A 23,872-nucleotide genomic window follows, 5' to 3' on the forward strand; every position below is an offset into this window, starting at 1 on the left:
CATGGCCGTCCTGAACGCCTGGCGGGTCACTCGTGTCACCCCGCTCGGCGAACTCCACACCCCGCCCCGGATGACCGCGGCCCTGCTGCGGCTCACCGTGCAGATGGTCCTCGTGGCCTCGCTGTGGCAGGGCCTGTACGCGGCCACGGGCACGACCGCGGGCCTGTCCCGCGAGCAGGCGGTCACGTATGCCGTTCTGGCCGTACTGGCCACTCGAATAAGGGAGTTGGACCAGTACGCGGGCCGGGACACCGTGCTCCAGCACATGCAGTTCGGCACGATCGTCTACTGGTATCTGCGCCCGATGGCACCCCAGCGCTACTACGCGCTCCGGGCCCTCGGCGAGCAGCTGTACGGGCTGGTGTGGGTGCTCGCCGGATACGCGGTCTGTCTGGCGGTGAGGGTCGTGGAGCCGCCCGAGTCGGCGGCGGTGGCAGGGGTGTTCGCGGTGAGCGCGCTGCTCGGCCAGTGGGTCCTCTACTACGTGATGCTCGCCATCGACCAGCTGTGCTTCTGGACGCTCCGCAACGGCGCCGCGATGCTGATCCTGATCTTCGCGCAGAACCTCCTGTCCGGGGTGTACGCGCCGCTGTGGTTCTTCCCCGACTGGTTCATCACCATGAGCGCCTTCCTGCCGTTCCAGGCGACGCTCAGCGTGCCGCTCTCGCTGTACGTGGGCCGTATCGAACTGTCCGACGCCGCACCGCAGTTGGCCCTGCAGGCCGTCTGGGTGGTGGCCCTCGCGCTGCTCACCCGGCTGCTGTGGCGGCGGGCGGCCCGGCGCGTGATCTCGCAGGGAGGCTGAGGCCGACATGTCGTCGCAGGCCTTGCAGGCTTTTCGTGTCGCGTGGCGGATCACGCGTCTCAACTTCCGCGCGCAGCTGGAGTACCGGTCCGAGTTCCTGATGATGATCGCGATCGGTGCGGTCTGGCAGGTGTCGGTGATCGTGTTCGCGACCGTGCTGCTCACCCGGTTCACCGGGATGGGCGGCTGGGACAGCGCGGACGTCCTGCTGATCGCGGCGATCCGGATGCTGGCCCACGGGCTGTTCGTGCTGTTCCTCGGGCGGGTGCACGGGGTCGGCCGGCACATCCAGGAGGGCGTGATCGACACGTATCTCGTCCGCCCGATGCCGGTCTACCGCCAGCTCCAGCTCGCCTACTTCCCCACGAACGCGATCGGTGACCTGACCGTGGCGGTGGGCCTGATGGTGGGCGCGCTGAGCCGCAGCGACCTGGACTGGACCGCGGGCCGGATCACGTACCTCGTCGTCTGCGTGCTCGGCGGGATGCTTCTGGAGGCGGCCCTGTTCACGGTGGTGGCGTGCGCCTCCGTGCGCTTCCCGGCCGCCGACTACTGGGGCCGCTGGCTGGAGGAGCTGCTCGGCACGTTCGGCAGCTATCCGCTCAACGTCCTCCCGAAGGCGGTCGGCGGCTTCCTCACCTTCGGCCTCCCGCTCGCCTTCGTCGCCTACTTCCCGGCCGCGGTCCTGACCGGGCACGGGGACAACTCCGGCGTGCCGTACTGGCTGGCGGCCGCGTCCCCACTACTGGGCGCGGTGGCGTATCTGGGCTCCCGGCAGCTGTGGAGGTGGAGTCTGCGGCACTACACCGGGGTGAACGGCTGAGCGCCTCTGTCTGAGCACGGCGGCGCCATCGAGACCCGGGTCAGGCCGGTCCGGATGACCCGGGTGATCTCTCCGGGCGTGCCAGGCGTACCGGGGTGAACAGTGCCAGTACGGCGATGAGCAGGCAGCACACACCGGCGACCGCGCCCACCGCCGCTGTGCCGTGGCGCTGGGCGGCCCATGTGAGAACGGCCGCGCCGACCGGGGCCGCCGAGTAGTGGATGGTCCAGAACGCGGAGGTGACCCGCCCCAGCAGGTGCTCGGGAGTCACTTCCTGGCGCAGGGACATGGAGCAGGTACCCGCCACGCTGGTGCAGCCCAGGAAGACCGCGGTCAGGGCGGCGACGGCCGGCACGCTGCCGGACCAGCCCACGCCCGCCAGCGCGAACGCGCAGACGGCCACGGCGCCGATCCAGGTCCGGCCGAAGCCGAGTCTGCGGCGCACCGGGGCCACGAGAAGGGCTCCGGCGATCGTGCCGAGCGCACCGGCCGCGAAGACGGTGCCGACCGTGCCGTCGTCCCGGCCGAGGTCGTGCTTGAGGTGGTAGATGAGCAGGTCGTTCAGACCGAGCGTCAGGAAGCTGAAGAAGGACAGCAGGACGGTCAGGACCCGCAGCACCGGGTGCCGGAAGAGGAAGGACGCCCCGGCGAGCAGGTCCTTTCCCAGCCGCTGCCGGACCGCGGCGGCTCCCCTCGCGGGATGTGTGCCGCCCTTGAACCGTACGAAGCCGATACAGACGGCCGACACACCGAAGCTCGCCGCGTCCACGCCGACGGCGGCCGCGGGCCCCGACCACGCCGCCACGAGGCCCGCGCACACCGGACCGACCACCCCGGCCGCCGCCGCGGTCGCGTTCAGCCTGCCGTTGGCCTCGGTGATCCGCTCCGCGCCGACCAGGTTCCGGACGACGGTGACGTACCCGACGGAGAACAGCATGCCGACCGCCTCGCACAGCGGCAGGATCACGTAGAGCAGCCAGATCTGCTGCCCGAAGATCCAGACCAGCGGAATGACCGCGTACAGCACCATGCGGACGAGGTCGCAGCCGATGAGCAGCTTCCTGCGGTCCACCCGGTCCACCACGACCCCGGCGAAGACCCCGGACACGACCGCCGCTGCCCCGCCGACGGCGGTCAGCAGACCCATCTGCGCGACGGACCCGGTGGCGTGCAGCACGAGCAGCGGCAGCGCGATCAGGGCGAAGGAATCCCCGAGGACGGACAAGGTCTGCGCCGCCCAGAAGACACCGAAGTTCCGGTCCCGCCGCAACGGACGTGCGCCGTGCGGCAGCGGCTCGCCCACAGCCGACTCACCGGCGGCGGCAGCGGATTCAGGTTCCGTTGACATACAACTCCCGCACCACGCAGCCCCCTTGCCCCGGTCCTGAAGCGATCAGCCTAAACGGGCGGCTCGGGGAGTCGAATGCCGCCCGGGCGATCCGCCCGGCAGAAATGGGTTGGCGTTCGTACGGCCGCGCACGGCAGAGTGGCGTGGTGAGCGAACTGTGGGCGCGCACCCTGACCTGGGCGGAAGTGGATCCGTCGCGACACCCGTTCGAGCTGGACGAGGACGCGGCGAAGGCATTGGCCGCTCTTGTCGCACCCTTGCTGCCCGACGCCGCCCCCAAGGCCGTCAAAGACCGCTGGTGGGGCTCGATGGACGCGTTCGCCGAGTTCCTGAACCCGATCAGCGAGTTGCTGGTGGACCGGTACGGCCGGTGGGCCTGCGGTTGGAACTGGTCGGTGGGTGAGGGCGACACCGACGGCGGGGTCGTCGACGCGTGGTGCTGTGCCGGCCACACCGTGACGACGGCGGACGCGACCGCCCCGCTGGCCGTCGCGGGGCTGCTCGAATGGCGTGACTGGATCGAGGATCTGGCGGAGCGGTTCGCCGCCTTGGCACCGCCGTCGTCCTCGTCCGAGTCCTCGTCCGAGTCCTCGTCCCCCGTTGATCCCTGGCACTGGGAGCGTGCGTGCACGCGGCTGGTGACGGTGGTGGCCGACCGGACGCGGGCCGAGAGCGGCTGGTACGGACACTGCGAGCAGGTCCTCGGCTGGTTCCTCGCCTTCAACGGCATCGACGAGGAGCGGGCCCGGAGGATCGTGGAAACCGCGGTCGGGGGGCGGTTCAGCAGCTGGGTCTCACCGGACGTCGTCGCGGTCGACGCGGTGAGTTCGCGGTTCGCCCGGACCATGGACGAAAACCGGTGACGTCCGGGTCCGGCCACCGGCAGGACGCCCTCGCCGACTGGCTGCGCGTTCGTCCCCGGATCTCCTGGCCGCGCTGGAACGGCACCCGCCCCGACGCCGCGGGAGCACCGGCGCGTGACGGCTTCCGGGACTTCTTCACCACCACCCGCGGCAGCCGCGACCCCGAAGGGACCGAGCGGGTCCTGACCGCGCTCGATCTGGCCCTCGCCGACGCGGAACAGGGCAGCCTGCTGAGCTTCGCCCTCATGGCGAACTGGCAGCGGACGGTGCTGTGTCGGGACTCTGCCGGTTTCCGCACGGCGCCGGCCTTCGCGAAGGGCGGACGGGAGCGCTACGGCCTCACACCCGATACGCGGGCACGGTTCGAGCGCTGCCTGTCCGAGAGCACTCAACCGGACCTGTCCCTCCCCTCACGCGCCGCCCGGACCTACCTCGACGTCCTGTTCTTCCATCCGTTCGAGGACGGCAACGCCCGCGCGGCCATGCTGGCGCTCGCCTTCACCCTCGCCCGCGAAGGTGTCCACCTCGACCAGGTCCACCCGCTGCAAGCCACCCGCTGGGCCGACGACGCCGAGGGCGCCGCCGATCTGGCGGTGCTGCTCGGGATCCTGATCTCCGCGGCAAAGCGCCGCACGGCTCAGTGGTCCGCGCAGCACGGCGTGGGATCCGGGACCTCGAACGGGACCAGCGTGCCGCCCGCGGCGGGCATGGCGGTCAGGACGAGTTCGCCGGTCTGCCACTGCGGCCGTACGTGACTCCTCGTCATGAGCCGCTGGTCCGGCGGGGGTTCGCCGGGCGAGCCGAGCACGGTGACGCGGTCGATCGCGGAGGCGGACAGGAGCTCCGCGACCGTCATCGTGCCTGTCAGGGCGTCGGAACCCGGGTAGACGACGGCCCGGCCCACCTCGTCGGGTGCACCGGCCGTCACCTCGTACTCCTTGGCCGTGAGCCGTCGCGCGGGCTCCTCGGAGGCCGTCGTGAAGGAGAACACGACCCTCGGCCGCTCCCCGCGCACCAGGTGCGTGCACCCGAACGCACCCCGGGGAAGGGCGAGTTCGGCTGCCAGTTCCAGCAGCAGGTGGTCCGCCGCGCGCAGGTCGCGTACACCCGTGTCGACCGTGATGACGTACTGGCTCACGCGGGCAGGACCCACACGGGGTTCGAGTAGAACCACAGGTCGGTCCACGGGTCGGCGTCGCCGACGACGTCGATGGCCGGGCCGTTGGGGTCAACGACCGCACCCATCAGGCCCGTTGCCGAGCGGTTGCCGTCGGTGCCGCGCAGCCGGACGTACAGCGGGCGGTCGACGCGGCCGAGGGAGTACGTGATCCGGACCGTGCCGGTCGACTTGTTCACCTCGTACGACTTGACGACCTTGGCCGTCGGCGCGGTGAACGTGTCCTTGTCGGAGACCTTGCCGGTGACATCGCCCTGGATGACGTCCACGCGGGCCAACTCGGGTACGAACCCGGCCCAGTTGGCGCCACTGGCCAGCGACACGTCCACCGTCAGTGTGACGTTCGTGCCCTTCTTGACGTGCAGGGCGCCGCCCAGGGTGGCCCAGCGGCCGCCGCCCGTGAGCCGTGCGTCGAGGCCGCTGATGAGCTGGCCGTGGTCGACCCAGACGCGTCCGGCGCGTATGCCGTCCATGACCGCGGCGTACGAGAAGCCGTCGGAGCCGACGTGGGTGCGGCTGTACTGGCCGGGCCAGTAGTCGCCCTGGGTGAGGTCGATCCTGCCGCTGTATACGGGGTCGGTGTGCTTGCCGTTGGCGGTGTAGTCGGCGTCCGGGCCGCCGCGCTTGGTGGTGTCCGTGTACACCTGGTGGGAGTCCGAGTTGGCGGTGATCCACCAGGCCTTGCCCTCGGCGAGGAGGCTGTCCCAGAGGCCGCCGACGGTGGAGGTCATCCAGTCGAAGCCGCCCCAGGTGCGGTAGCTCTCCGGCGGGTAGCCGGCGAAGGAGTTGGCGCTCGGGTTGTTGTCGTAGATGCCACGGGCCCGGCCCATACCGAGCGGCGCGGCGATACCGCCCGCCTGGTGGCCCGGCGCACCCTCGAAGCCGACCGCGATCTGGTGGCTCGCGGGGGTCGCGTCGCGCCAGGCGCGGATCTCGTGCGGGGAGTCGACGCCGCGCCGCGCGGGGTGGTTGGCGAGCATCAGGGCGTCCTTGACCTTGCGCCGCCTGACCTGGTCGGAGAGGAAGGCGAGGCCCGCGATGGCGAGCGCCTCGTTCGCGGGCGTCGAGTCGGAGGCGCCCTTCACGCTGCCGTCGTAGTCGGTCTCGAACTGCTTGAGGACGGAGACCTCGTTCTTGCCCGGGTGCACGAAGACGGTGCCGTGCTCGGCGGCCGGGATGTTCCACTCCAGGCCCTGGAAGACGAGGGTGTCCTCGTACGCGGCCCTGGCCTCCTTGATGTCCGGGTTGACCTTCTCGACGCCGATCTTCGCGTGCGTCACGTTGCCGTGGTCGGTGATGACCATCCAGTCCATGCCGTGCTTGGCACCCTGCCGGACCTGGTCGACGACGCGGTACTTGCCGTCGTTGCTGTACTGCGTGTGGATGTGGTGGTCACCGGCCAGCCAGAGGAAGCCCTTGCCCTTGCGGCTACTGGCCGACGTCTGCGCGGCGGCCGCCGCACCCGCCTGCCCGCCGAGCACACCGGTCGCCGCGAGACCCGCGCCGAGCAGGCCCGCGCGCCGCAGCATGGAGCGGCGCGACTGCTGCTCGGGGGTCAGGGCCTCGTCGGGCACGGAGGTGTCGAAGGCGGCGGGCAGAGCAGTACCGGCCTCGTGAGCGTGAGTGTGGCCGTGGTCGTGATGGTGGTGGTGATGATGCCCGTGCCCCATGTCGGCCTCCTGTGTCCGGCGCCACCGGTGCGGTCACGCGGTATGGAGACTCGATGTGAAACATGAACCTTCGGTGACGCCGGAGTGATCGCCGGGCGACCTTGGCACGGCAGATCACCTCGCCCCTCACTGTTCCCCCAACTGCCCTTGTCCGTCACACTGATTGACCTTGAACCTGAGCAGCGTTCAGCTTCCTCCGAGCACTTCAGTTTCCTCCGATTACTGGAGACACCCCCCATGAGAAGACTTATCGGCACCCTGATGGCCGGTGCGCTGGCCGTCGCCGGGCTCACCACCGCCGCCACCGCACCCGCCGCGGCCGCCGCCCCCTCGTCGGGCACCTTCAACGTCCTCACGTACAACGTCGCGGGCCTCCCCGAGGGGATCAGCTCGGGCAATCCGGAGAAGAACACCCCGCTGATCTCCCCGCGCCTCGGGGCGTACGACATCGTCAACGTGCAGGAGGACTTCAACTACCACGCGGCGCTGTACGCGGGCGACAACCACCCGCACCGCACGGCGACCAGCGGCGGTGTGCCCTTCGGCGACGGCCTCAACACCCTCTCGGACTACACCTTCGACGACTTCCAGCGGGTCAAGTGGAACGACTGCACCGGCACCAACTGCCTGACCCCGAAGGGCTTTTCACTCGCCCGGGTCCGGATAGCCGAGGGCGTGTACGTCGACGTCTACAACGTGCACACGAACGCGGACTCGACGGACGACGCCCTCGCCGCCCGCCGCAAGAACGTCGACCAGCTCTCGGACTTCATCCAGGCGAACTCCTCGGGCAACGCGGTGATCGTCATGGGCGACACCAACACCCGCTACACGCGTGCCGGTGACAACATCCGCACGCTGGCGAGCGAGAACGGCCTGACCGACGCGTGGGTCCAGCTGGTCCGCGGCGGCAACGCCCCCGCGCAGGGCAGCGAGGCGATCGTCTGCCCCACGACCGCGCCCACGAACGACTGCGAGGTCGTGGACAAGGTCCTCTACCGCGGCAACGACCTGGTGAACCTCTCCGCCGGCCGCTACAACAACGACTGGGCGAAGTTCCTGGACTCGGCGGGCGGCAACCTCTCCGACCACTTCCCGCACGCCGTCGACTTCTCCTGGACGCTGTCCTCGAAGCTCCGGTCGAGCGACGTCTTCGGCGGCCCGCACGGCACGGCGTTCAACGACGCGGACAACCTGCCGTCCGCCGTCTCCCCCCGTACGCTCACGCTGCGCGGCTCCTCCCGCCTGGACTCGGTGTCGCTGACCCATGACGGCGGTACGCCCCTGACCCACGGCGGCACGGGCGGCACGGCCACCTCCCTCACCCTCGCCGCCGGTGAACACCTCACCTCGGTGAAGCTCACCCGGGGCCAGAAGGACGGCCGGACCCGCGTCTTCTCGGCCGCCTTCACGACGGACAAGTCCCGTACGCTGTCGGCCGGTTCGGCCTCGTCCGACTCCGTGACGTACACGGCCCCGGCCGGCTGGCAGATCGTCGGCTTCACGGGCCGCTCGGGCACCGAGATCGACAAGCTGGGTGTGCTGTACGCACCGATCAGCTGAGCATCCGCGACATGGTGAGCTCCGCCCAGACGGTCTTGAACAGCCCGTCCGGGCGGGCTTCCGCACCCCACCGCTCGGCCAGCGCTGCGACCAGCAGGAGCCCGCGTCCGCCTTCGTTCGACGGCTCCCGGACGGTGGGCAACCGGTCCGCCCGGGCGTCGGCCACCTCCACCCGTACGGTGCCCTCGCACAGCAGCAGCCGCACACGGAAGTCACGCCCGTGCACCCGCCCGTGCCGCACGGCGTTCGCGGCCAGCTCGGCGACGACGAGGGTGACGGCCTCGTTCACCTCTGTGCCGTACGCACATCCCCACGCGTCGAGGCGGTGCGTGACGAGCCGCCGCGCCAGCCGGGCCCCTCGCGGTGTCGAGCTGAAGAGCTGGGTGAACATACGTACGGTGACGGGTTCTTGGACCCGGGCGTCTCCTGGCATGCCCCAACAGTCACGTGCCGCACAGCCGCCGACCAGCGACGCCACTCGTACGCTGAGTCAGCGTACGAGTACACGGAGTGGACAGTACGGGTAACCGACCGTGACCATGGGTGACTTGACCGGGTTGACACCGTGGCACGCGGAGGTATCCCTACATGTCCGAGAACAGCAGCAGCACCGCGAGCACCGAACCCGAATCGTCCGACAGCCTGAAGACGTTCGGCGTGGTTTTCAAGGGCTTCCGCAAACGCGCGGGGCTCACACAGGAGGAGTTGGCGCCCCTCGTACGGTACGCGGCCGCCACGATCGCCTCGATCGAGCAGGGCCGACGGCTGCCGCCACGGGATCTGGTCGAGCGGGCCGAGGACGTACTGGACGGCTTCGGAGTACTGAAGGAGGCCGCGAGATTCCTGGCCCGTAAGCCGGGGTTGGCGTCCTGGTTCCGCCAGTGGGCCGATCTCGAAGAGCAGGCGATCACGCTGTACACGTACGAATGCCGCCTGGTGCCGGGCCTGTTGCAGACGGAGGCGTACGCGCGGACGTTGTTCGCACACCAACTGCCTCCGCTGGATGATGAGCAGGTCGAGGCGCAGTTGCTTGCACGTGGCCAGCGTCAGCAGCTCTTGCGGGAACGGCCCAACACCACGTTCGGCTTCATCCTGGAGGAACACGTCCTGCTGCGCCGCATCGGCGGGTTGGACGTGACCCGCGAAGTGATCGAACGCATCATCGCCCTCGCCGAACTCCGCAATGTGGAGCTTCAGGTCATGCCTCTGGTCCGCGAGACCCACGCCGGGTTGGACGGCCCCATCCGCCTACTGGAAACCCCGGACAACCAGTGGTTCGCCTACTGCGAGGGGCAGCGGAACGGCCAGTTCATGACCGACCTGAAAGAGATCAGCATCCTTCAGAGGCGGTATGCCAGGATGCGAGGACAGGCTCTCCCCCTCGAAGACTCTCTGAGCCTGTTGCGGCAGATGCGAGGAGCGCTATGAGCACCAGCACCACCGAACTGGCCTGGTTCAAGAGCAGTTACAGCGGTGGGGACGGCGATGACTGCATAGAAGTCGCCCTCTCCTGGCGCAAGTCGACGTACAGCAGCGGTGGCGACGGAGACTGCGTAGAGGTCGCCACCTGCCCCACCACCATCCACGTCCGCGACTCCAAGAACACACGCGGTCCTCAGCTCGCCCTCTCCCCCACCGCGTGGGCGGACTTCGTGGGGTTCGCCGCACATGATTGAGACCCCGCACGACCTGCATTACGAGGTGCGCGGCAGCGGGCCCGTACTACTCGTCATTCCCGGCGGAGCCGGGCACCCCATGGGCCTCGACGGCCTGACGGACCGGCTCGCCGACCGGTTCACCGTCGTGACGTACGACCCGCTCGGCCTCGCACACGGCCGGCTCGGCCTGCCCGTCGAGGAGCAGCGGGTGGAGGCGTGGAGCGAGGGTGCGCACCGGGTGCTCGGAGAGGTGCTGCCGGACGGCGAGTCCGGGTACGTCTTCGCGACCAGTGCGGGCGCCGTCCCGGCACTCGACCTGCTGGCCCGGCATCCGGAGCGGCTGCGGCACGTGGTCTCGCACGAGCCGCCCGTCGTACGGGTACTGCCCGACGCCGCGCGCCAGCTGGCCATGTTCGCCGACGTGTACGACACCTGTCGCGCGGCGGGGCTGAAGGCCGCCGGGGCACGGATGACGGCCGGACTCGAGGAGCGGACCCCGGACGCGCTGGAGCCGGAGGCAGCGGAACCCGGGTCCCAACCGCTCTCGGCCGACGAGGAGTTGTCCAACCCCATGGCGCTCTTCCTCACCCGCGTGATGCCCCGGTTCACCTCGTACACACCGGACTTGGCCGCCCTCACCGCCCTCTCGCCCCGTCTCACCTTCGCCGCCGGCACCGACTCGCGCGGCCAACTGCTGCACCGGACGGCCGCGTTCACGGCCGAGCTCAGCGGCAGCGGCTTCGTCGAGTTCCCGGGCGGTCATATCGGGGCCATCACTCATCCCGTCGAGTTCGCGGAGTGCCTGGCCGAGTGCCTCGCGAAAGCGCCGCCTCCCGACGCCACCCCAGATGTCCCGCTGACCACCTAGACGAGCGCCTGCACCTCGGCGTATGTCGGCGCGACGCCCTTGACGGGCCGACCGGCCCGGATCTCCGCCACCGTCTCCAGGGCAGCACCCAGGGCCCGGCGGTAAAGGAGGGAACCGAGACTGATCCTGCGTACGCCCAGGTCGCCGAGGGCGGGGACGGTCGGGCCGGTGGGTGAGTAGAGGATGTTGAGGGGCACGTCGAGGGTCTTCACCAGGGCGGCGATCCGGGGCGGTTCGGAGAGCCCGGGGACGAACACACCGTCGGCGCCCGCCTGTTGATAGGCGTCGAGGCGGCGCCTCGTCTCCGGTCCGGCACCATCACTGTCCCGCTCACCGCCGCCTAGCCAGTACGTGTCCGTGCGGGCGTTGACGAAGAGGCCCGGCACCGCGGCCTTCACCGCCGCGATCTTCGCCGCGTGGAGCCCGGCGGGGGCGAGGGTGCCGTCGGGACGGCCGTCCTCCAGGTTGATGCCGACGGCCCCGACCGCCGCGAGTTCCCGGGCCACCTGGGCGACCTCGTCCGGGTCGTCGCTGAACCCGCCCTCGGTGTCGACCGACAACAAGAACGGCCCGTTTCCCAAGGCCAGGGCCAGACTCAGCGTCGCGTCCCTGGTCGCCGCCGCCCCGTCGGGCAGTCCGGCCGCCGCGGCGACCCCCAGGCTCGTCGTGCCGATCGCGGCGAAACCCCGGGCTGCCAGGGCGGCGGCCGACGCGTGGTCCCAGGCGTTGGGAAGCAGCAGCGGGGCGGGGGCGCGGTGGAGGTCGGCGAAGGTGGTCACGGCTTCCGCGGATGCTTCCTGTTCGGTCATACGGCAACGCTAGAGGCGGAACACTTCGGCACCGGCCGAACGGTTCGGGGACTCCGTGCGAACGGTCCACGGGCCCCGGCCGAACCGGAATCACCACCGAAGGCAACCTCCCGCCCCTCGGCGGCGACCTCCGGGCATGACTTCCGCAAGACGCACCACTGTCACCACTGACACCACGGCCACCGCTGCCCCCACGCACCGCCGTCGCCGCATCGCCCGCAAGCCCCTCGCGGGAGCACTCGCGGCGGTCGTCGCGCTCACCGGAGCCTGGTACGCCACGGCGACAGCGGCACCGACGGCGACCGCCGACGCTCTCACCGTCACGAACACCACGGTGAAGCTGCCCGCCAAGTTCCCCTATCTCTCGGCGGGTTACAACAACACCCGCGAGTGGACCCGCACCGCGACCGCCGTGGCGCCCAACGGCACCCTGCGCGTCGCCTGGCCGGCCTCCGACGGTGTCCACGTCACGGCGCTCACCGCGGCGGGCAAGCGGTCCGGAGCCGACACGGTCGTGAAGGGCACGAAGGAGGTCGGCGGCCTGGTCGCGCACAACGACGGCTTCGCCCTGCTGACCCGGGTCTCCGACACCAACAAGTGGAAGGAGACGGCCGCGGCGCTGATCCGCTACAAGAACGGCAAGCAGGCGTTCCGTAAGAAGCTCACCGGAACCGCCAGCAACGACACCGCACCGATCCTCGACGGCCAGCTCGCCTGGAACGGCACGAAGTACGGCGCGTACTTCGTCGTCCACGGCGCGGGCGGTTTCGCGGACGGCCACTTCGGCGACAAGCTCGCGTACGTCAGCTCCAAGGGCGCCAAGCTGAGCGGCGGTTGGGGCTGGGGATGCAGCCACAACGAGGGCATCGCGCTGCGCGCCGAGACCTCCGGCGCCTTCACCTCCCTCTGCTTCGACGACTGGCGCTCGGGCCTGTTCGTCTCGACGGGCATCGGCGCGCCGGACACGGCCCCCGTGGTCCAGCGGGAACAGTGCTGGGCGGGCTACTGCGGCGGCACGTTCGCGGGCCGCACCGGTGACCTGGTGAAGTCGTCCACTGGCCGCTACGCCACCGCCTTCGCCTCCCGCGGCGCCGCCTCCGCCGCCAAGAACCCGGACGACTCAAGCGGCCGCGGCTGGACGGTGAAGCCGAAGACGAAGACCCACCAGGTGGCCGTCGCCTTCCTCAAGAACCGCAACACGCCCTCGGGCAAGCCGGTCCACCTCACCAAGTCCCCGACCACCGAGCACGTCAACGTCCGCGTCGCCCCGTACGGCAAGAACCGTCTCCTCGTCTTCTGGGAGTCCCTGAAGAACGCCAAGTGCGCCGACGGCACGTGCACCGGCACCTTCACGGGCACCCACTTCCGGCTGGTCGACTGGAACGGGAAGGTCCAGGGCGCGGACAAGGTCGTCAAGGAGCGGATCACGGGTGACATCGCGGTCCTCAAGGACGGGACCCTGACCTGGGCCTACGCTCCGGTCACCCCGGCCTACACGACCGCCCTCACCGGGGCGTCGCCGACCGCCACGTCCCTGAAGATCGCCCGCCTCACTCCCTGACGGCCTTCCACGTCTCACGGCCGGATCGCCCACCGGCTCACGGCCGGATCTCGTACACCACGTTGAACGGCGTCTGCGCCGCGCGGCGGAACCCGGTGAAACCGGCGTCGGTGATCACCTGGCGGACAGCGGTCTCACCGGCCTGTGCGCCCAGGGCGTAACCGCCTGGCTGGGACAGGCTGTTGGGCACGCAGAGGAACGTGGAGCCGCTGTAGTAGAGCCGGCCGACCGGGTTGAAGTTGTCTTCGAGCCGGTCGGAGGCGAACGGCTCCACCAGGAGCCAGGTCCCGTCCGGGGCCAGCGTTTCCCGCACCCGCCGGGCCGCGCCGAGCGGGTCGCCCATGTCGTGCAGGCAGTCGAACATCATCACCAGGTCGTAGTTCGTGCCGGTGAAGGTCTGTGCGGTGGACACCTCGAAGGTGACCCGGTCGGTGACCCCGGCCTCGGATGCCTTCTTGCGGGCCAGCTCGATCGACGTGCCGTGGTAGTCCGAGCCGACGACGGTGGCGCGCGGGTAGGCCTCGGCGAGGAGCAGCGACGTGGAGCCGAGTCCGCAGCCGATGTCGGCCACGCGCGCGCCGGCGGTCAGCTTCGCGTCGACCCCCTCCAGCGCCGGGATCCAGCTCGGGATCAGCTCGGCCACGTAGCCGGGCCGGTAGAAGGCGTCGACCCCGACGAAGACGTCCTCGTGGTGCTCGTGCCATCCGAAGCCGGCTCCGGTGCGGAAGGCTTCGGTGATCCGCGGTTCGGCGCGCAGCATTCCCAGTGCGGTGAGGAAGGCCGCGGACACGTTGGGGCCGTTCGGGTCGGCCAGGCAGAACGCCTGCTCCTCGGTCAGTGCGAACCGTCCGGTTTCCGGTTCGTAGTCGGCGTACCCGCCGGCGGCCTGTCCACGCAGCCACTCGGTGACGTAGCGCGGGTGGCACCCGGTGCGTCGGGCGAACTCCTCGGGCGTCGCCGGACCCTCCGCGAGCGCGCGGTAGAGACCCAGCCGATGGCCGATCGCGACAGAGCCGGCGGCTTCGGTCGCCGCCAGGTCGGTCACGAACCGACCCAGGAACTCGTTGACCTTCTCGTGGTCCATCCCAGTTCTCCTTCGTGTCGAACCGGCTCGTGCCGGTCACGAGAGAAAGGATTGACGCGCGCCCTGTCACGGCCCTCGCACGGGCTATCGTCGTGCTAACAGGCCCAGTTCGTCCTCGTCGCACGCGTATGCCGGACACGGGGGGTGCCATGGCAGTCGGGCGTTCGTCGCCGTCGCCGTCGGTTCGTGTGGAGGTGCTCGGGCCGCTGCGGCTCGTTGTGGACGGCGCTTGCGTGGACGTACCCGGTCCGAAGCGGCGTGCGGTGCTCGCGCTGCTGGCGATCGCCGAGGGACGGACCGTGACGGTCGACCACCTCATGGACGCGCTGTGGCCCTCGGAGGTACCCGAATCAGGGCGTCAGGCCCTGCACAACCAGGTGTCCCGGCTGCGCGGACACCTCGGTCCCGCGGTGGCCCGGTTCGAGACGCGGCAGGACGGCTATCGACTCGCACTCGGACCCGCCGAACTGGACGCCGCGCAGGCGCGGGCGCTGCTGGCGACGGCGCGTACGACGGCACAGCGGGACCCGGACGGCGCGTTCCGCCTGCTCCAGGAGGCGCACGGGCTGTGGCGAGGGCCGGTTCTCGCCGACCTCACCGACATCACGCCGGTCGCCACCGCGGTCGAGGAGTACGCGCAGCTGCGCCATGAGGTGACCGACGCGCTGATCGCCGGTGCCGTCGCCACGGGACAGGCCGACGGGATCGTGGGGCTGGCCGCCGCGTCATCGGCCGCCGCCCCTCTACGGGAGCCCGCGGTCCTCCTGTTCATGCGGGCGCTGGCGGTGACCGGGCAGGCGCCGGAGGCCCTGCGGGTCGGACGGGAGTACCGGCACCGGCTGGTCGACGAGACCGGCCTCGACCCCTCACCGGCGCTGGACCAGCTTGAGCGCGAGATCATCACAGGCGCCGACGGTTCGGCGTCCGGCCGGCACGAGGCGCCCGGGGCGGCCGCCGGGCCCGGGATGCCGGCCCGGCCGACCACCCGGCTGATCGGCCGTGCGGCGCAGGTCGCGGCCCTGCACCGGCTCCTGGCGGCCGAGCGGCTGGTGACGCTCGTCGGTCCCGGCGGTGTCGGCAAGACCCGGGTCGCCCTGGAGGTCGCGCGGCAGAGCGGCACGGTGACGGTGCTGCTGCTCGCGCCGGTCACCGATCCCGCCGCCATCCCGCACGCGCTGGCGGCGGCCCTGAACCTGAAGGTCGACCGGGGTGACGTGCTGTCCGCCTGCGTCGCCGTGCTGAGCGGCCGTCCCGGTCTGTTGGTGGTCGACAACTGCGAGCACCTGCTCGACGGCGCACGGGACATGGTGGACACGATCCTCTCCACATGCTCCGGCATCTCCCTGCTGGCCACCAGCCGCGAACCTCTCGGCCTCGCCGCCGAACATGTCTCACGGCTGGCGCCGCTGCCGCTGCCCCGTCCCGATCGGGACCCTTCGCGGGTTCCGTCCGTGGCGCTCTTCCTGGACCGGGCCCGCCGGGTTCGACCCGGGCCGCCACCGACGCCGGCACAGCTGCGTACGGTCGCCGACATCGTGCACCGGCTCGACGGGATGCCGCTGGCCATCGAGCTCGCGGCCGGCCGGCTGTCCACGTTCTCCCTGGCTGATCTGCGGGGCCGCCTCGACCGCTCGCTCGACCTGCTCGGCGGGGGCAGCCCCAGCGCGGATTCCCGGCACCGGACGCTGCGCGCGACCGTCGAGTGGTCGTACCAGCTCCTCACCGAGGACGAACGGCGGCTGTTCCGGCATCTGTCGGTCTTCGTCGACGGTGTCGACCTCGACACCGCGGAGCGGCTCGCCGCCGACCTGGACCTGGAGAGTGACCCCGGAAGCACTCTGGCCCGCCTCGTCGACGCCTCCATGATCGAGGCCTCCTTCGAGGGGGCCACCCGTTTCCGCATGCTGGAGACGCTGCGGGCCTTCGGTCTCGACCGGCTCGCGGCGACCGGCGAGGACAAGGCCGCGGCCGAGCGCCTGCTGCGCTGGGCCGTCGAGCTGACCTCGTGGATCGGCGCCGTCATGGCCACTGAACGGGAGCCCGAGGCCGACGCCGTCCTGCGCCGCGAACTGCCGAACCTGCGGGCCGCGTGGCGGCTGGTCCGCGGCCAGGGACCGCTGGACGACGCCGTGTCGATGGTCACCGCGCTGTTCGAGGCGGTCGCCTACCGCGACCTCGTCGAGATTCGCGACTGGGCAGCGGAACTGGCCGACGACCCGGCGCTCGCCGGGCAACCGGGCGCCGTGGCCGTGCTCGGAGTCGCGGCGGAAGCCGCCTACCACCGCGGTGACTACCACCGGGCCGACCGGCTCTCCCGTACCGGGCTGGAGAAAGCGGCCGACAGCACCGGATCATGGCACTGCCTGATGGTCCTCTCGGTGGCCGACCTGGCTCGCGGCGCCTACGACGACGTGGTCGAGCACTCCCTCGCCGCGGTCGATCTCGCCGGCCCACAGCGGGAGAACCTCGGGATCGCCGCCCTCGCGAAGGCCTATTCGGGCGATCTGGACGAGGCGCGGAGACTGAACGACCGAGGGCTGGCCGCCGCGGTGTCGCCCTCGATGCTCTCGTGGGGCGCATACGTCGCCGGGGAGATCGACAGCCTCGCGGGCCACAGCGAGCCGGCTGAACGACACTACCTTCGTGCCATCGACCTGGCCCGCGCCTCGGGCGCCACCTTCCTCGTCGGCGTCGCGACCGTCGGGCTCCACTCGGTACGCGCCTGCGCGGGCCGGGTCCACGAAGCGCTGGACGGCTACCGCGACGTCATCGACTACTTCGCCCGCAACGGCAACTGGACCCACCTGTGGACCGCCCTGCGCAACCTCGCCGACCTGCTGCGCCGACTCGGCGACGACGAACCGGCGGCCCTGATCGACGCCGCGGCCGACCAGGCCCCCGACGCACCCGCCGTCGAAGGCACCCGCCCCGCCCCGGACCGCTCTCACGGCGCCGAACCCACCGCGACCGCCACGGCGACACCGATCCCCGGCCGACCTGCCGTCCTCGACGTGGCACGGCAGGCGATCGAGCGGAACCTCAGACGACTGTGACGGTCCCGTCGTCCTCCAGCCGGGCCCGCACCTCGGCGCCTCCGCTCCAGCGGACATGGATCTCGTCCGTCTCGTCCACGCTCACAGCCACCGACTCCTCCAGTGGCGCGGGGTCCGGCTCGGCGGTGAGGCGTACGAGGGCGACTAGGAGGGTGTCCGCGGACGCCGTGACGCCTGCCAGACCGTCGGGCGAGTCCAACAGGCCATGGAGGGGGAGAAGTTCGGCCCGCGATCCCTCCCCCGCCGCCCAGCCGGTAACCCGTACCGGAGTACCGTCGGACGCCCCCGAGACACGGAACGCCCGTACCTCCACCGCGCCCTCGGCCAGCACGAGGCTCGTGACCCGGGCGCCGGAGGCCGTCGTGTGCCGGGAGGCCGCCCAGCCCTCACCCGCCCCCAACGGCTCGATGCCGGTGCGGCTCGGGTCGTCGCCCACGATCACACTGTTGTCGTACGACGCCGAAGGCTCCGTGACCGTCGAGTACCCGAGCCGCGTGTAGAACGGGTCGTAGCGGACGTCCTCGCTGCCGTGGTTGTGCAGGCGGACCAGTCCGTCCGAACGGGTCGACTGGAGCAGCCAGTTGGGCGGGCCGACCGGCCGGACCTCGTCCTGGCGTTCCACCGGTCCTGGCCGCTCGGCCGCCGTCCACACCTCGTGCTCCGGCGGCAGCAGCAGACCGAGGAAGCCCTTGCTCGCCCAGTACGGGGACGCCGGGCCCGAATAGCCTTGCAGGGCAGCCGGGTTGGGGCCGTGCCAGCCCAGGGTGAGCAGGCCGTGGTCGTCCACGGCCCCCCGGTCGAGGAAGTACTTCAGCGCGCCGGACGCCAGCCGGCGCGTCTCCCCCGACGGCAGCGGCGTACGGCCGGTGAGCGCGCCCAGCCACAGCGGTGCCGTCGTCGCGAAGCGGTACGTCAGCGAACGGCCCTGGTGCATCGGCGCGCCGTCGCCGCCGAACAGGCGGGCGTAGTCCGTGAGATGGGCCGACAGCCGGCCGCCGTACAGGTCGAGCAGCCGCTCGTCGTCCGCCAGCCAGGCGTGCAGCACCGGGTACAGGTGCATCGCCCAGCCGTTGTAGTAGTCGAAGGCCCGGCCGTCACCGTCGGTGTACCAGCCGTCTCCGACGTACCACTGCTCGATGCGTTCGAGGCCCCGGTCGACGGCCGCTCGGGACGCCTCGGGCTCGTAGCCGATATCCCCGAGGAAGCCGCCGACCGTCACCGGGAACAACTCCCAGTTGCAGGGCCAGGGTTCGGCCGTCAGTGCGTCCCCGAGCCACTCCGCGGCCCGCTGCCGTACGCCGTCGTCGAGGCGGTCCCACAGCAACGGCCGGGTCAGGCGCAGGGCGAGGGCGATCGACGCGGACTCCACCAGGGGCTGGCTGCGGTGCTCGATGCGCGGCCAGACGCCGGCGGTTCCGGCGGCGAGGCCGTCTGCGTACCGCTCCAGGGCCTTCTCGTCGCGGCGGAAGGCCGCCAGCATCAGCGTACGGGCGTATCCCTCCAGGCCGTCGGAGAGGCGGCCCGCCCAGCCCGTGTGCTCACCGGGCAGGTGGTAGAGGGCTCGGTCCTCGGAGGCGTACGGCTCCACGGCGGCGAGCAGGGAGTCGGCGGCCGCCTCCCAGTGGGCGCGGGTGTAGCCGGTGTACGGGCTGAGGATGCGGTCCTCGGGAACGCCCGCCGGGTCTCCTGCGGAGGCGGCTGCGGGGTCGACTGCGGGCATCGGTCGGGCTTCCTGTTCTCGCTCGGGTCGTGCGGTGTATCCACGTGTGTACCTGGGGCGCCCCGGTTCCGGACGGGACGCCCCAGGGGTCCAGCTCACCTCACCAGGCGCTCGGGCACCAGGCCTTGGGCGACGAGTTCGTCGCGGACTATCTCCGCGTACGCCGTCGCGCCTCGCGTGGAGGTGTGGGTGTTGTCCCGCTTCTCGTTGTAGAGGTAGAGGGCCTTGGAGCCTTCGACGCCCAGCGATTCGACCATCGCCTTCGTCTTGGCCGTGAGGTCGATGAGCGGCACGTCGTGCGCGGCGGCGACCGAGCGGGTGACGGCCGGGTGGTCGACACCCAGGCCGTTCACCAGGAGGGCCGTGCCGTTGTTGAGGGTGCCGTCGGTGTTGAACCAGCGGCGGACGATCGGGGTGACCAGGACCGGCTTGCCGCCCTTGTCGCGTACTCCGGCGACGAGCGTTTCGAGGTTCGCGCGGTACGTCGCCTCGTCGGTCTGCTTGTCGTTGTGGGCGAGTTGGACGAGCACCAGGTCGCCCTTGCGGATCTGCGGCTGGACGGTCGCGAAGAGCTGGGGGTTGGCGAGGTAGGTGACCGTACTCTCGCCGGAGTCCGCGTAGTTGGCGACCGAGACGCCCTTGCGGAGGTACTGCGGGAGGTGCTGGCCCCAGCCGGAGTAGGGATCGCCGGGCTGGTCGCAGACCGTGGAGTCGCCGACCAGGAAGATCTGGCGGGTGTGGTGGCGACCGGCCGGGGTGACTCGGATGTCGGCGAGCGCGGGGGCCGAGCCGCCGATGACGAGGTCGAGGCCGGGGGTGCCCGCGGGACCGGTGGGCTCGCCCTCGGGGGTGCGGACGTTCACGGTGAAGCTGCGGGCCACCGGCTCGCCGGCCTCGGTGGGCGTCTCGGGGAGCAGGGAGCGCCGGGTCTCGCCGCTGATGGCGGTGCTCGCCGCCGCGCTGCCGCCGAGCCGGACGCGTACGTCGTAGGTGCCCGGAGCCAGGTCGAAGTGACAGGCCGTCGCGGTGCAGTTCTCGATGCCCGGGGCGCGGCCGTGCGCCTGTGCCGGGGTGGCGGACACGGCCGGAGTGGCGGACAGGGCCGTGGCCGCGGTCAGCGCGGCCAGCAGGGTGATCGTGGGGCGTCTCAGGCGATTCGTACGTCTCAGGCGGTTCGGGCGTCTCAAGGGGACTCCTCCAACAGGGCGACGGGTCCTGGCGGCTGGACCGTACCCCTGAATGGCAAGCGCTTTCTAGAGGTGTGCGGCAGGTCAGAGAACCGGGGCCCTGCCGCACGCCCCGGCGAACACTCCTGGCAGCGGGCATGGCTGAGAGGACTCCGACCGCCCGAGTGACGGAGGGCCGGAGTCCTCTTGCCTGTCAGGTCCTGCCTGTCAGGTCAGCTCGCCCGGGTCCACTGCTGGTTGGTGCCCCCGTTGCAGGTGAAGGTGATCAGCGCGGCACCGTCGGCGGTCGATCCGCCGTTCACGTCCAGGCACTCGCCGGTCGCGCGGGACTTGAGGGTGACGTAGGAGCCGGTGGTGGTGACCGACCACTGCTGACTGGTCGCCGAGCCGCAGTTCTCCTGCGTGACGGTGTCGGCGTTCTCCTGCACGCACAGGGAGCTGCCCCGCACCATCAGCTGGGAGTAGCCGCCGCCGACCGACTTGAACCAGTACTTCTGGTTGTTGCCGCCGTTGCAGGTGTACTGCTTGATCTGGGCGCCCGCCCACAGCGACTGGCTGGTCACGTCGGCGCACTTCGAGGAGTGCCGGGCGGCCAGCGTGTTGTACGTGGCGCTCGTACCGGTGACCGTCCCGGCGCTCGTGTCGACCGTGACCTCCGGCGACCAGGACATCGACATGGTGGTCGAGTTCGGGAAGCTCAACGGCAGCCAGACGTAACGGGAGTCGTTGACCGTGCCGCCGAAGGCGTTGCCCCAGCGGTCGCCCATGTAGAGGTAGGAGGTGCCCGAACTCCCTTGCACGGGAAGGACGTAGGCGGTCTGCGAGCCGTACGTCGTCGAGTCGCCGACGTTCTTCATCGCCGTCCAGGGACCCGCGATCGACGTCGCCGTGGCGTACTGCTGCTGGTTGGGGTTCCAGCCCGTCGCGCCCGAAGTCAGCATGAAGTAGACGCCGTTGCGCTTGAAGAGCGCCGGAGCCTCACGGTGACCGCCGTGCCAGGGGTCGGCGACCAGGCTCGCGATGCCGGTGAAGTCGGCCGTCAGCCGGTAGATCTGGAGGTCGTAGTTCTCGCGGGCGGCGGAGATCATGTAACCCGCGCCGTCCGTGTCCACGAACACCGTGATGTCACGGGACATGTGCTGGCCGAGCGGGCGGAAGCTGCCCTTCCAGGCGTAGTTGCCGTCCACGGTGTCCGACACGGCGACCGCGGCACGCGCCTCGCTGTAGTCGGTGCCGTTCTCCTTGTGCATCCACATCACGAACTTGCCGGTGGCCGCGTTGTACATGACCTTCGGCCGCTCGATGTTCGCGGTCGCCAGCTCGGGGTCGGTGGCCTCGGTCAGGACGTGGTTGCGGAACTCCCAGTTCTTCAGGTCCGTGGAGCGGTAGGCGTCCACGTACCGGAAGGTGTTGTCGGGGTTCCGGTGCTCGCCGAACCAGTAGTAGTACGAGCCGACCTTGATGACCCCGCCGCCGTGCGCGTGCACGGGGTTGCCGTTGACGTCGGTGAACTGCGTGCCGTTGGTGATGGTCTGGGGGGCGGCGCTCGCCGGGCCCGCGGTCGCCAGGGCTCCGGCGAGCGCGAGGCAGAGGGCGAGGAGGATCGCGTACGCACGTCTCGTGAACGACGTCATGGAAGACTCGCGTCTCGTCATCGGAGGCTCTCCTTCAGGACGGTGAAGTGGCGGGCAGAGCCGGTCAGACCGGGCAGCTGCCGGATGGGGGTCCAGGTCCTGAGACCGTCGAGACTGTCGCTGTAGTAGTACTTCTTCTCGGCATAACCGTCGAAGTAGATCCGCCAGCCGCCGTTGTCGAGCCGCACGAGCGCCGGGCCCTCGCGCCAGCTGCCCCAGCCCGCCCAGTCGCCGGTGCCGACGAAGGTGTAGGGCCCGGCGAGCTTGTCGGCGGTGGCGTACTCCAGGTACTTGGTCGTCTCCTGCTTGGTGACGGCGTGGTACTTGCCGGCGTGCCGGACGATGAACGTGTCGATGTAGTTGGCGCGGTCCAGGCCCGAAATGGCCCTGGGGACCGACCAGTTGCGCAGTGACGCGTTCGTGGCGGTGAGGAGGTGCGGACGGAATATGGAGTTGTTCGCGGTGTCGAGCGAGACGACGACGTTCACGCTGCCGTTCGCGGGGTCGACGAACCACTCGGGGGCCCAGGTGCGGGCCAGGCCGGGCGTGGGGAGGGTGTGGTTGGCGACGAAGGACCAGTTCGTACGGTCCTTGCTGCGCGCGAACCCGATGGTGTTCCCGGTCCAGTTGGTGGTGTAGACGATCCAGTAGTACCCGTCGGTGTGCTTGATGACCGACGGGTCGCGGATCAGGCCGGTGGGCGGGGTGAAGGCCGGTCCCTTCAGCAGCGAGTACGTCAGTGCGTCCGGGGACTCGTAGACGTACATGTTGGATTCGCTGCTGTTGGTGAACGCCGTCATCGTGTAGCGGGTGGCGGCCGCGGACTTGCGGACGCGCGTGTCGGCGACCGGGATGCCGAAGTCCGGTGTGCCGTCCGGCTTCCAGCCCAGTTTCTGGATGCGGGTGTGCCGGTTGGGGTCGTTCAGCGGGTCGCCGACGATCTCCTTGTACTGGCGGGCGTGGTAGACGATGACGTCGGTGCGCCCGTCCTCGGCGACCGCGAAGGTGTTGTGGCCCGGGCCGTACTGCTTGGTGGTGTCGTTGCTGGTGAAGACCGGGGTCGGCGACTTGGACCAGCTCGCGGGGTCCATGAGGTCGCTGTCCGCGTCGGCGGTCAGCAGGCCCATGCAGTAGTTGTGGTCGGTGGCGCTGGCGGAGTACGACATGAAGACACGGCCGTTGCGTGCGATGACCGACGGGCCCTCGTTGACCTTGAAGCCGATGACCTCCCAGGGCAACTCCGGTGTGGTGAGCCGGACTTGGGGGCCCTTCAAGGTCCACGGGTTCGCCATCTCGGACAGCCAGACCGCGGTGTTGTTGTCCATGCCGGGCTCGTGCTGCGCCCAGGAGAGGTAGCGGGTGCCGCGGTGGGTGAAGGTGGTGGCGTCGAGCGAGAAGGTCTCCCACGCCGTCTTGAGCTGGCCCTTCTCGGTCCAGGTGCCCTTGAAGGGATCGGCGTTGGAGTTCTCGAGGACCCAGATGCGGATGGCCCAGATGTCGTTCGCGGGCGCGGCGGCGAAGTAGATGTACCACTTGCCGTCGATGTGGTGGATCTCCGGCGCCCAGATGTGCGCGCCCATGTCACCGCTCTCGTGCTTCTTCCAGATCACGGACTCGGCGGCCTTGCCGAGCCCGCGCAGGGTGCGGGAGCGGCGCAGGATGATCCGGTCGTACTCGGGAGCGGTGGCCGTGAAGTAGTAGTAGCCGTCGGTGTGACGGTGGATGTGCGGGTCGGCCCGGTTGCGGACGAGCGGGTTGACGTAGGAGGCGCTCACTCCGTCGGCATCCAAGGTGGCGGCCTGGGCCATCCCCGGCACGGCCGTGAGCGCGCCCGCGGCCAGTGCGCCCTTCAGGACGAGTCTGCGGCTCGGGACTTCGGGACTCTCGTCAAGGCGGCTCATGTCGTCCCCTCACGCTGAACATCCGATATATCGAACGGTATCTGTCATTCCGAACGCCGAAACGGTAAGGGTGTGTTACGAGGAGGTCAACGGGTCGGACGCTTCGAAAAAGTCGGACACTTTCGGACCCAAGTTTCTGTTATCCGTC

The 23,872-nt window shown here is 70.4% G+C and carries 20 protein-coding genes and 1 pseudogene; 10 read left to right on the forward strand and 11 right to left on the reverse strand.

Annotated features, from left to right (window positions below):
* Position 1: 1 nt before the first annotated feature.
* Positions 2-805 carry an ABC-2 family transporter protein gene (locus tag AB0I18_RS05090; RefSeq protein WP_363103972.1) on the forward strand — a complete coding sequence of 268 codons (804 nt, stop codon included), beginning with the start codon at positions 2-4 and terminating at the stop codon, positions 803-805.
* A gap of 22 nt (positions 806-827) precedes the next feature.
* Positions 828-1,628, forward strand: coding sequence for an ABC-2 family transporter protein (locus AB0I18_RS05095; protein WP_363104004.1), 801 nt, complete (start codon positions 828-830; stop codon positions 1,626-1,628).
* A 40-nt stretch (positions 1,629-1,668) separates the two neighbouring features.
* Here the strand turns inward: AB0I18_RS05095 and AB0I18_RS05100 are convergent, their stop codons facing one another.
* A complete protein-coding gene (locus AB0I18_RS05100; RefSeq protein ID WP_363103973.1) occupies positions 1,669-2,976 on the reverse strand; it encodes an MFS transporter in 1,308 nt (435 codons plus the stop codon).
* A gap of 146 nt (positions 2,977-3,122) precedes the next feature.
* On the opposite strand from AB0I18_RS05100, the gene AB0I18_RS05105 reads away from it, so the two are divergent.
* Together AB0I18_RS05105 and AB0I18_RS05110 are read left to right on the forward strand one after the other, a co-directional pair.
* Positions 3,123-3,839 (forward strand): hypothetical protein, encoded by a 717-nt coding sequence (locus AB0I18_RS05105; protein ID WP_363103974.1) that lies wholly within the window; start codon positions 3,123-3,125, stop codon positions 3,837-3,839.
* Positions 3,836-4,594 (forward strand): hypothetical protein, encoded by a 759-nt coding sequence (locus AB0I18_RS05110; RefSeq protein WP_363103975.1) that lies wholly within the window; start codon positions 3,836-3,838, stop codon positions 4,592-4,594. The genes AB0I18_RS05105 and AB0I18_RS05110 overlap by 4 nt, the downstream gene beginning before the upstream one ends.
* Here the strand turns inward: AB0I18_RS05110 and AB0I18_RS05115 are convergent.
* Positions 4,477-4,977 (reverse strand): hypothetical protein, encoded by a 501-nt coding sequence (locus AB0I18_RS05115; protein ID WP_363103976.1) that lies wholly within the window; start codon positions 4,975-4,977, stop codon positions 4,477-4,479. The genes AB0I18_RS05110 and AB0I18_RS05115 overlap by 118 nt on opposite strands.
* On the reverse strand, positions 4,974-6,686 hold the full coding sequence (locus AB0I18_RS05120) for a PHP domain-containing protein (protein ID WP_363103977.1): 1,713 nt from the start codon (positions 6,684-6,686) through the stop codon (positions 4,974-4,976). The genes AB0I18_RS05115 and AB0I18_RS05120 overlap by 4 nt, the downstream gene beginning before the upstream one ends.
* A 237-nt stretch (positions 6,687-6,923) precedes the next feature.
* Between AB0I18_RS05120 and AB0I18_RS05125 the strand changes: the two genes are divergently transcribed.
* The gene (locus AB0I18_RS05125; protein WP_363103978.1) at positions 6,924-8,249 is read left to right on the forward strand and encodes a jacalin-like lectin; all 1,326 of its coding nucleotides are present in this window, start codon (positions 6,924-6,926) and stop codon (positions 8,247-8,249) included.
* On the opposite strand, the gene AB0I18_RS05130 is transcribed toward AB0I18_RS05125, so the two are convergent.
* Positions 8,242-8,682: an ATP-binding protein gene (locus AB0I18_RS05130; RefSeq protein ID WP_363103979.1), complete on the reverse strand. Its 441-nt coding sequence runs from the start codon at positions 8,680-8,682 to the stop codon at positions 8,242-8,244. The genes AB0I18_RS05125 and AB0I18_RS05130 overlap by 8 nt on opposite strands.
* A gap of 155 nt (positions 8,683-8,837) precedes the next feature.
* Between AB0I18_RS05130 and AB0I18_RS05135 the strand changes: the two genes are divergently transcribed.
* The 3 genes from AB0I18_RS05135 to AB0I18_RS05145 are packed head-to-tail and all read left to right on the forward strand — an operon-like array spanning position 8,838 to position 10,775.
* Positions 8,838-9,677, forward strand: coding sequence for a helix-turn-helix transcriptional regulator (locus AB0I18_RS05135; RefSeq protein WP_363103980.1), 840 nt, complete (start codon positions 8,838-8,840; stop codon positions 9,675-9,677).
* A complete protein-coding gene (locus AB0I18_RS05140; RefSeq protein ID WP_363103981.1) occupies positions 9,674-9,925 on the forward strand; it encodes a DUF397 domain-containing protein in 252 nt (83 codons plus the stop codon). The genes AB0I18_RS05135 and AB0I18_RS05140 overlap by 4 nt, the downstream gene beginning before the upstream one ends.
* Positions 9,918-10,775, forward strand: a complete 858-nt coding sequence (locus tag AB0I18_RS05145; protein ID WP_363103982.1) for an alpha/beta hydrolase — start codon at positions 9,918-9,920, stop codon at positions 10,773-10,775. The genes AB0I18_RS05140 and AB0I18_RS05145 overlap by 8 nt, the downstream gene beginning before the upstream one ends.
* On the opposite strand, the gene AB0I18_RS05150 is transcribed toward AB0I18_RS05145, so the two are convergent.
* A complete protein-coding gene (locus AB0I18_RS05150; RefSeq protein ID WP_363103983.1) occupies positions 10,772-11,584 on the reverse strand; it encodes an isocitrate lyase/phosphoenolpyruvate mutase family protein in 813 nt (270 codons plus the stop codon). The two genes, AB0I18_RS05145 and AB0I18_RS05150, sit on opposite strands and share 4 nt — an antisense overlap.
* 136 nt (positions 11,585-11,720) lie before the next feature.
* On the opposite strand from AB0I18_RS05150, the gene AB0I18_RS05155 reads away from it, so the two are divergent.
* A complete protein-coding gene (locus tag AB0I18_RS05155; protein WP_363103984.1) occupies positions 11,721-13,145 on the forward strand; it encodes a hypothetical protein in 1,425 nt (474 codons plus the stop codon).
* A gap of 37 nt (positions 13,146-13,182) precedes the next feature.
* Here the strand turns inward: AB0I18_RS05155 and AB0I18_RS05160 are convergent, their stop codons facing one another.
* Positions 13,183-14,229 (reverse strand): class I SAM-dependent methyltransferase, encoded by a 1,047-nt coding sequence (locus AB0I18_RS05160; RefSeq protein ID WP_363103985.1) that lies wholly within the window; start codon positions 14,227-14,229, stop codon positions 13,183-13,185.
* A 149-nt stretch (positions 14,230-14,378) separates the two neighbouring features.
* Between AB0I18_RS05160 and AB0I18_RS05165 the strand changes: the two genes are divergently transcribed.
* A complete protein-coding gene (locus AB0I18_RS05165; protein WP_363103986.1) occupies positions 14,379-17,282 on the forward strand; it encodes a BTAD domain-containing putative transcriptional regulator in 2,904 nt (967 codons plus the stop codon).
* On the opposite strand, the gene AB0I18_RS05170 is transcribed toward AB0I18_RS05165, so the two are convergent.
* The 5 genes and pseudogenes from AB0I18_RS05170 to AB0I18_RS05190 form a co-directional block, all read right to left on the reverse strand.
* A complete protein-coding gene (locus tag AB0I18_RS05170) occupies positions 17,269-19,002 on the reverse strand; it encodes a DUF2264 domain-containing protein (RefSeq protein ID WP_363103987.1) in 1,734 nt (577 codons plus the stop codon). The two genes, AB0I18_RS05165 and AB0I18_RS05170, sit on opposite strands and share 14 nt — an antisense overlap.
* A 95-nt stretch (positions 19,003-19,097) precedes the next feature.
* Complete coding sequence (locus AB0I18_RS05175; RefSeq protein WP_363104005.1) at positions 19,098-20,153, reverse strand: rhamnogalacturonan acetylesterase; 1,056 nt, start codon at positions 20,151-20,153, stop codon at positions 19,098-19,100.
* Between the two features lie 248 nt (positions 20,154-20,401).
* Positions 20,402-21,844 carry an RICIN domain-containing protein gene (locus AB0I18_RS05180; protein ID WP_363103988.1) on the reverse strand — a complete coding sequence of 481 codons (1,443 nt, stop codon included), beginning with the start codon at positions 21,842-21,844 and terminating at the stop codon, positions 20,402-20,404.
* Entirely contained in the window at positions 21,841-22,623 is a 783-nt protein-coding gene (locus tag AB0I18_RS05185) for a glycoside hydrolase family 43 protein (protein WP_363104006.1), read from the reverse strand. The genes AB0I18_RS05180 and AB0I18_RS05185 overlap by 4 nt, the downstream gene beginning before the upstream one ends.
* A gap of 36 nt (positions 22,624-22,659) precedes the next feature.
* Positions 22,660-23,724: pseudogene (locus AB0I18_RS05190) on the reverse strand (glycoside hydrolase family 43 protein); the annotation flags it as partial.
* Positions 23,725-23,872: the final 148 nt, after the last annotated feature.

The sequence above is a fragment of the Streptomyces sp. NPDC050704 genome (genome assembly GCF_040654355.1).
Taxonomy (GTDB): domain Bacteria; phylum Actinomycetota; class Actinomycetes; order Streptomycetales; family Streptomycetaceae; genus Streptomyces.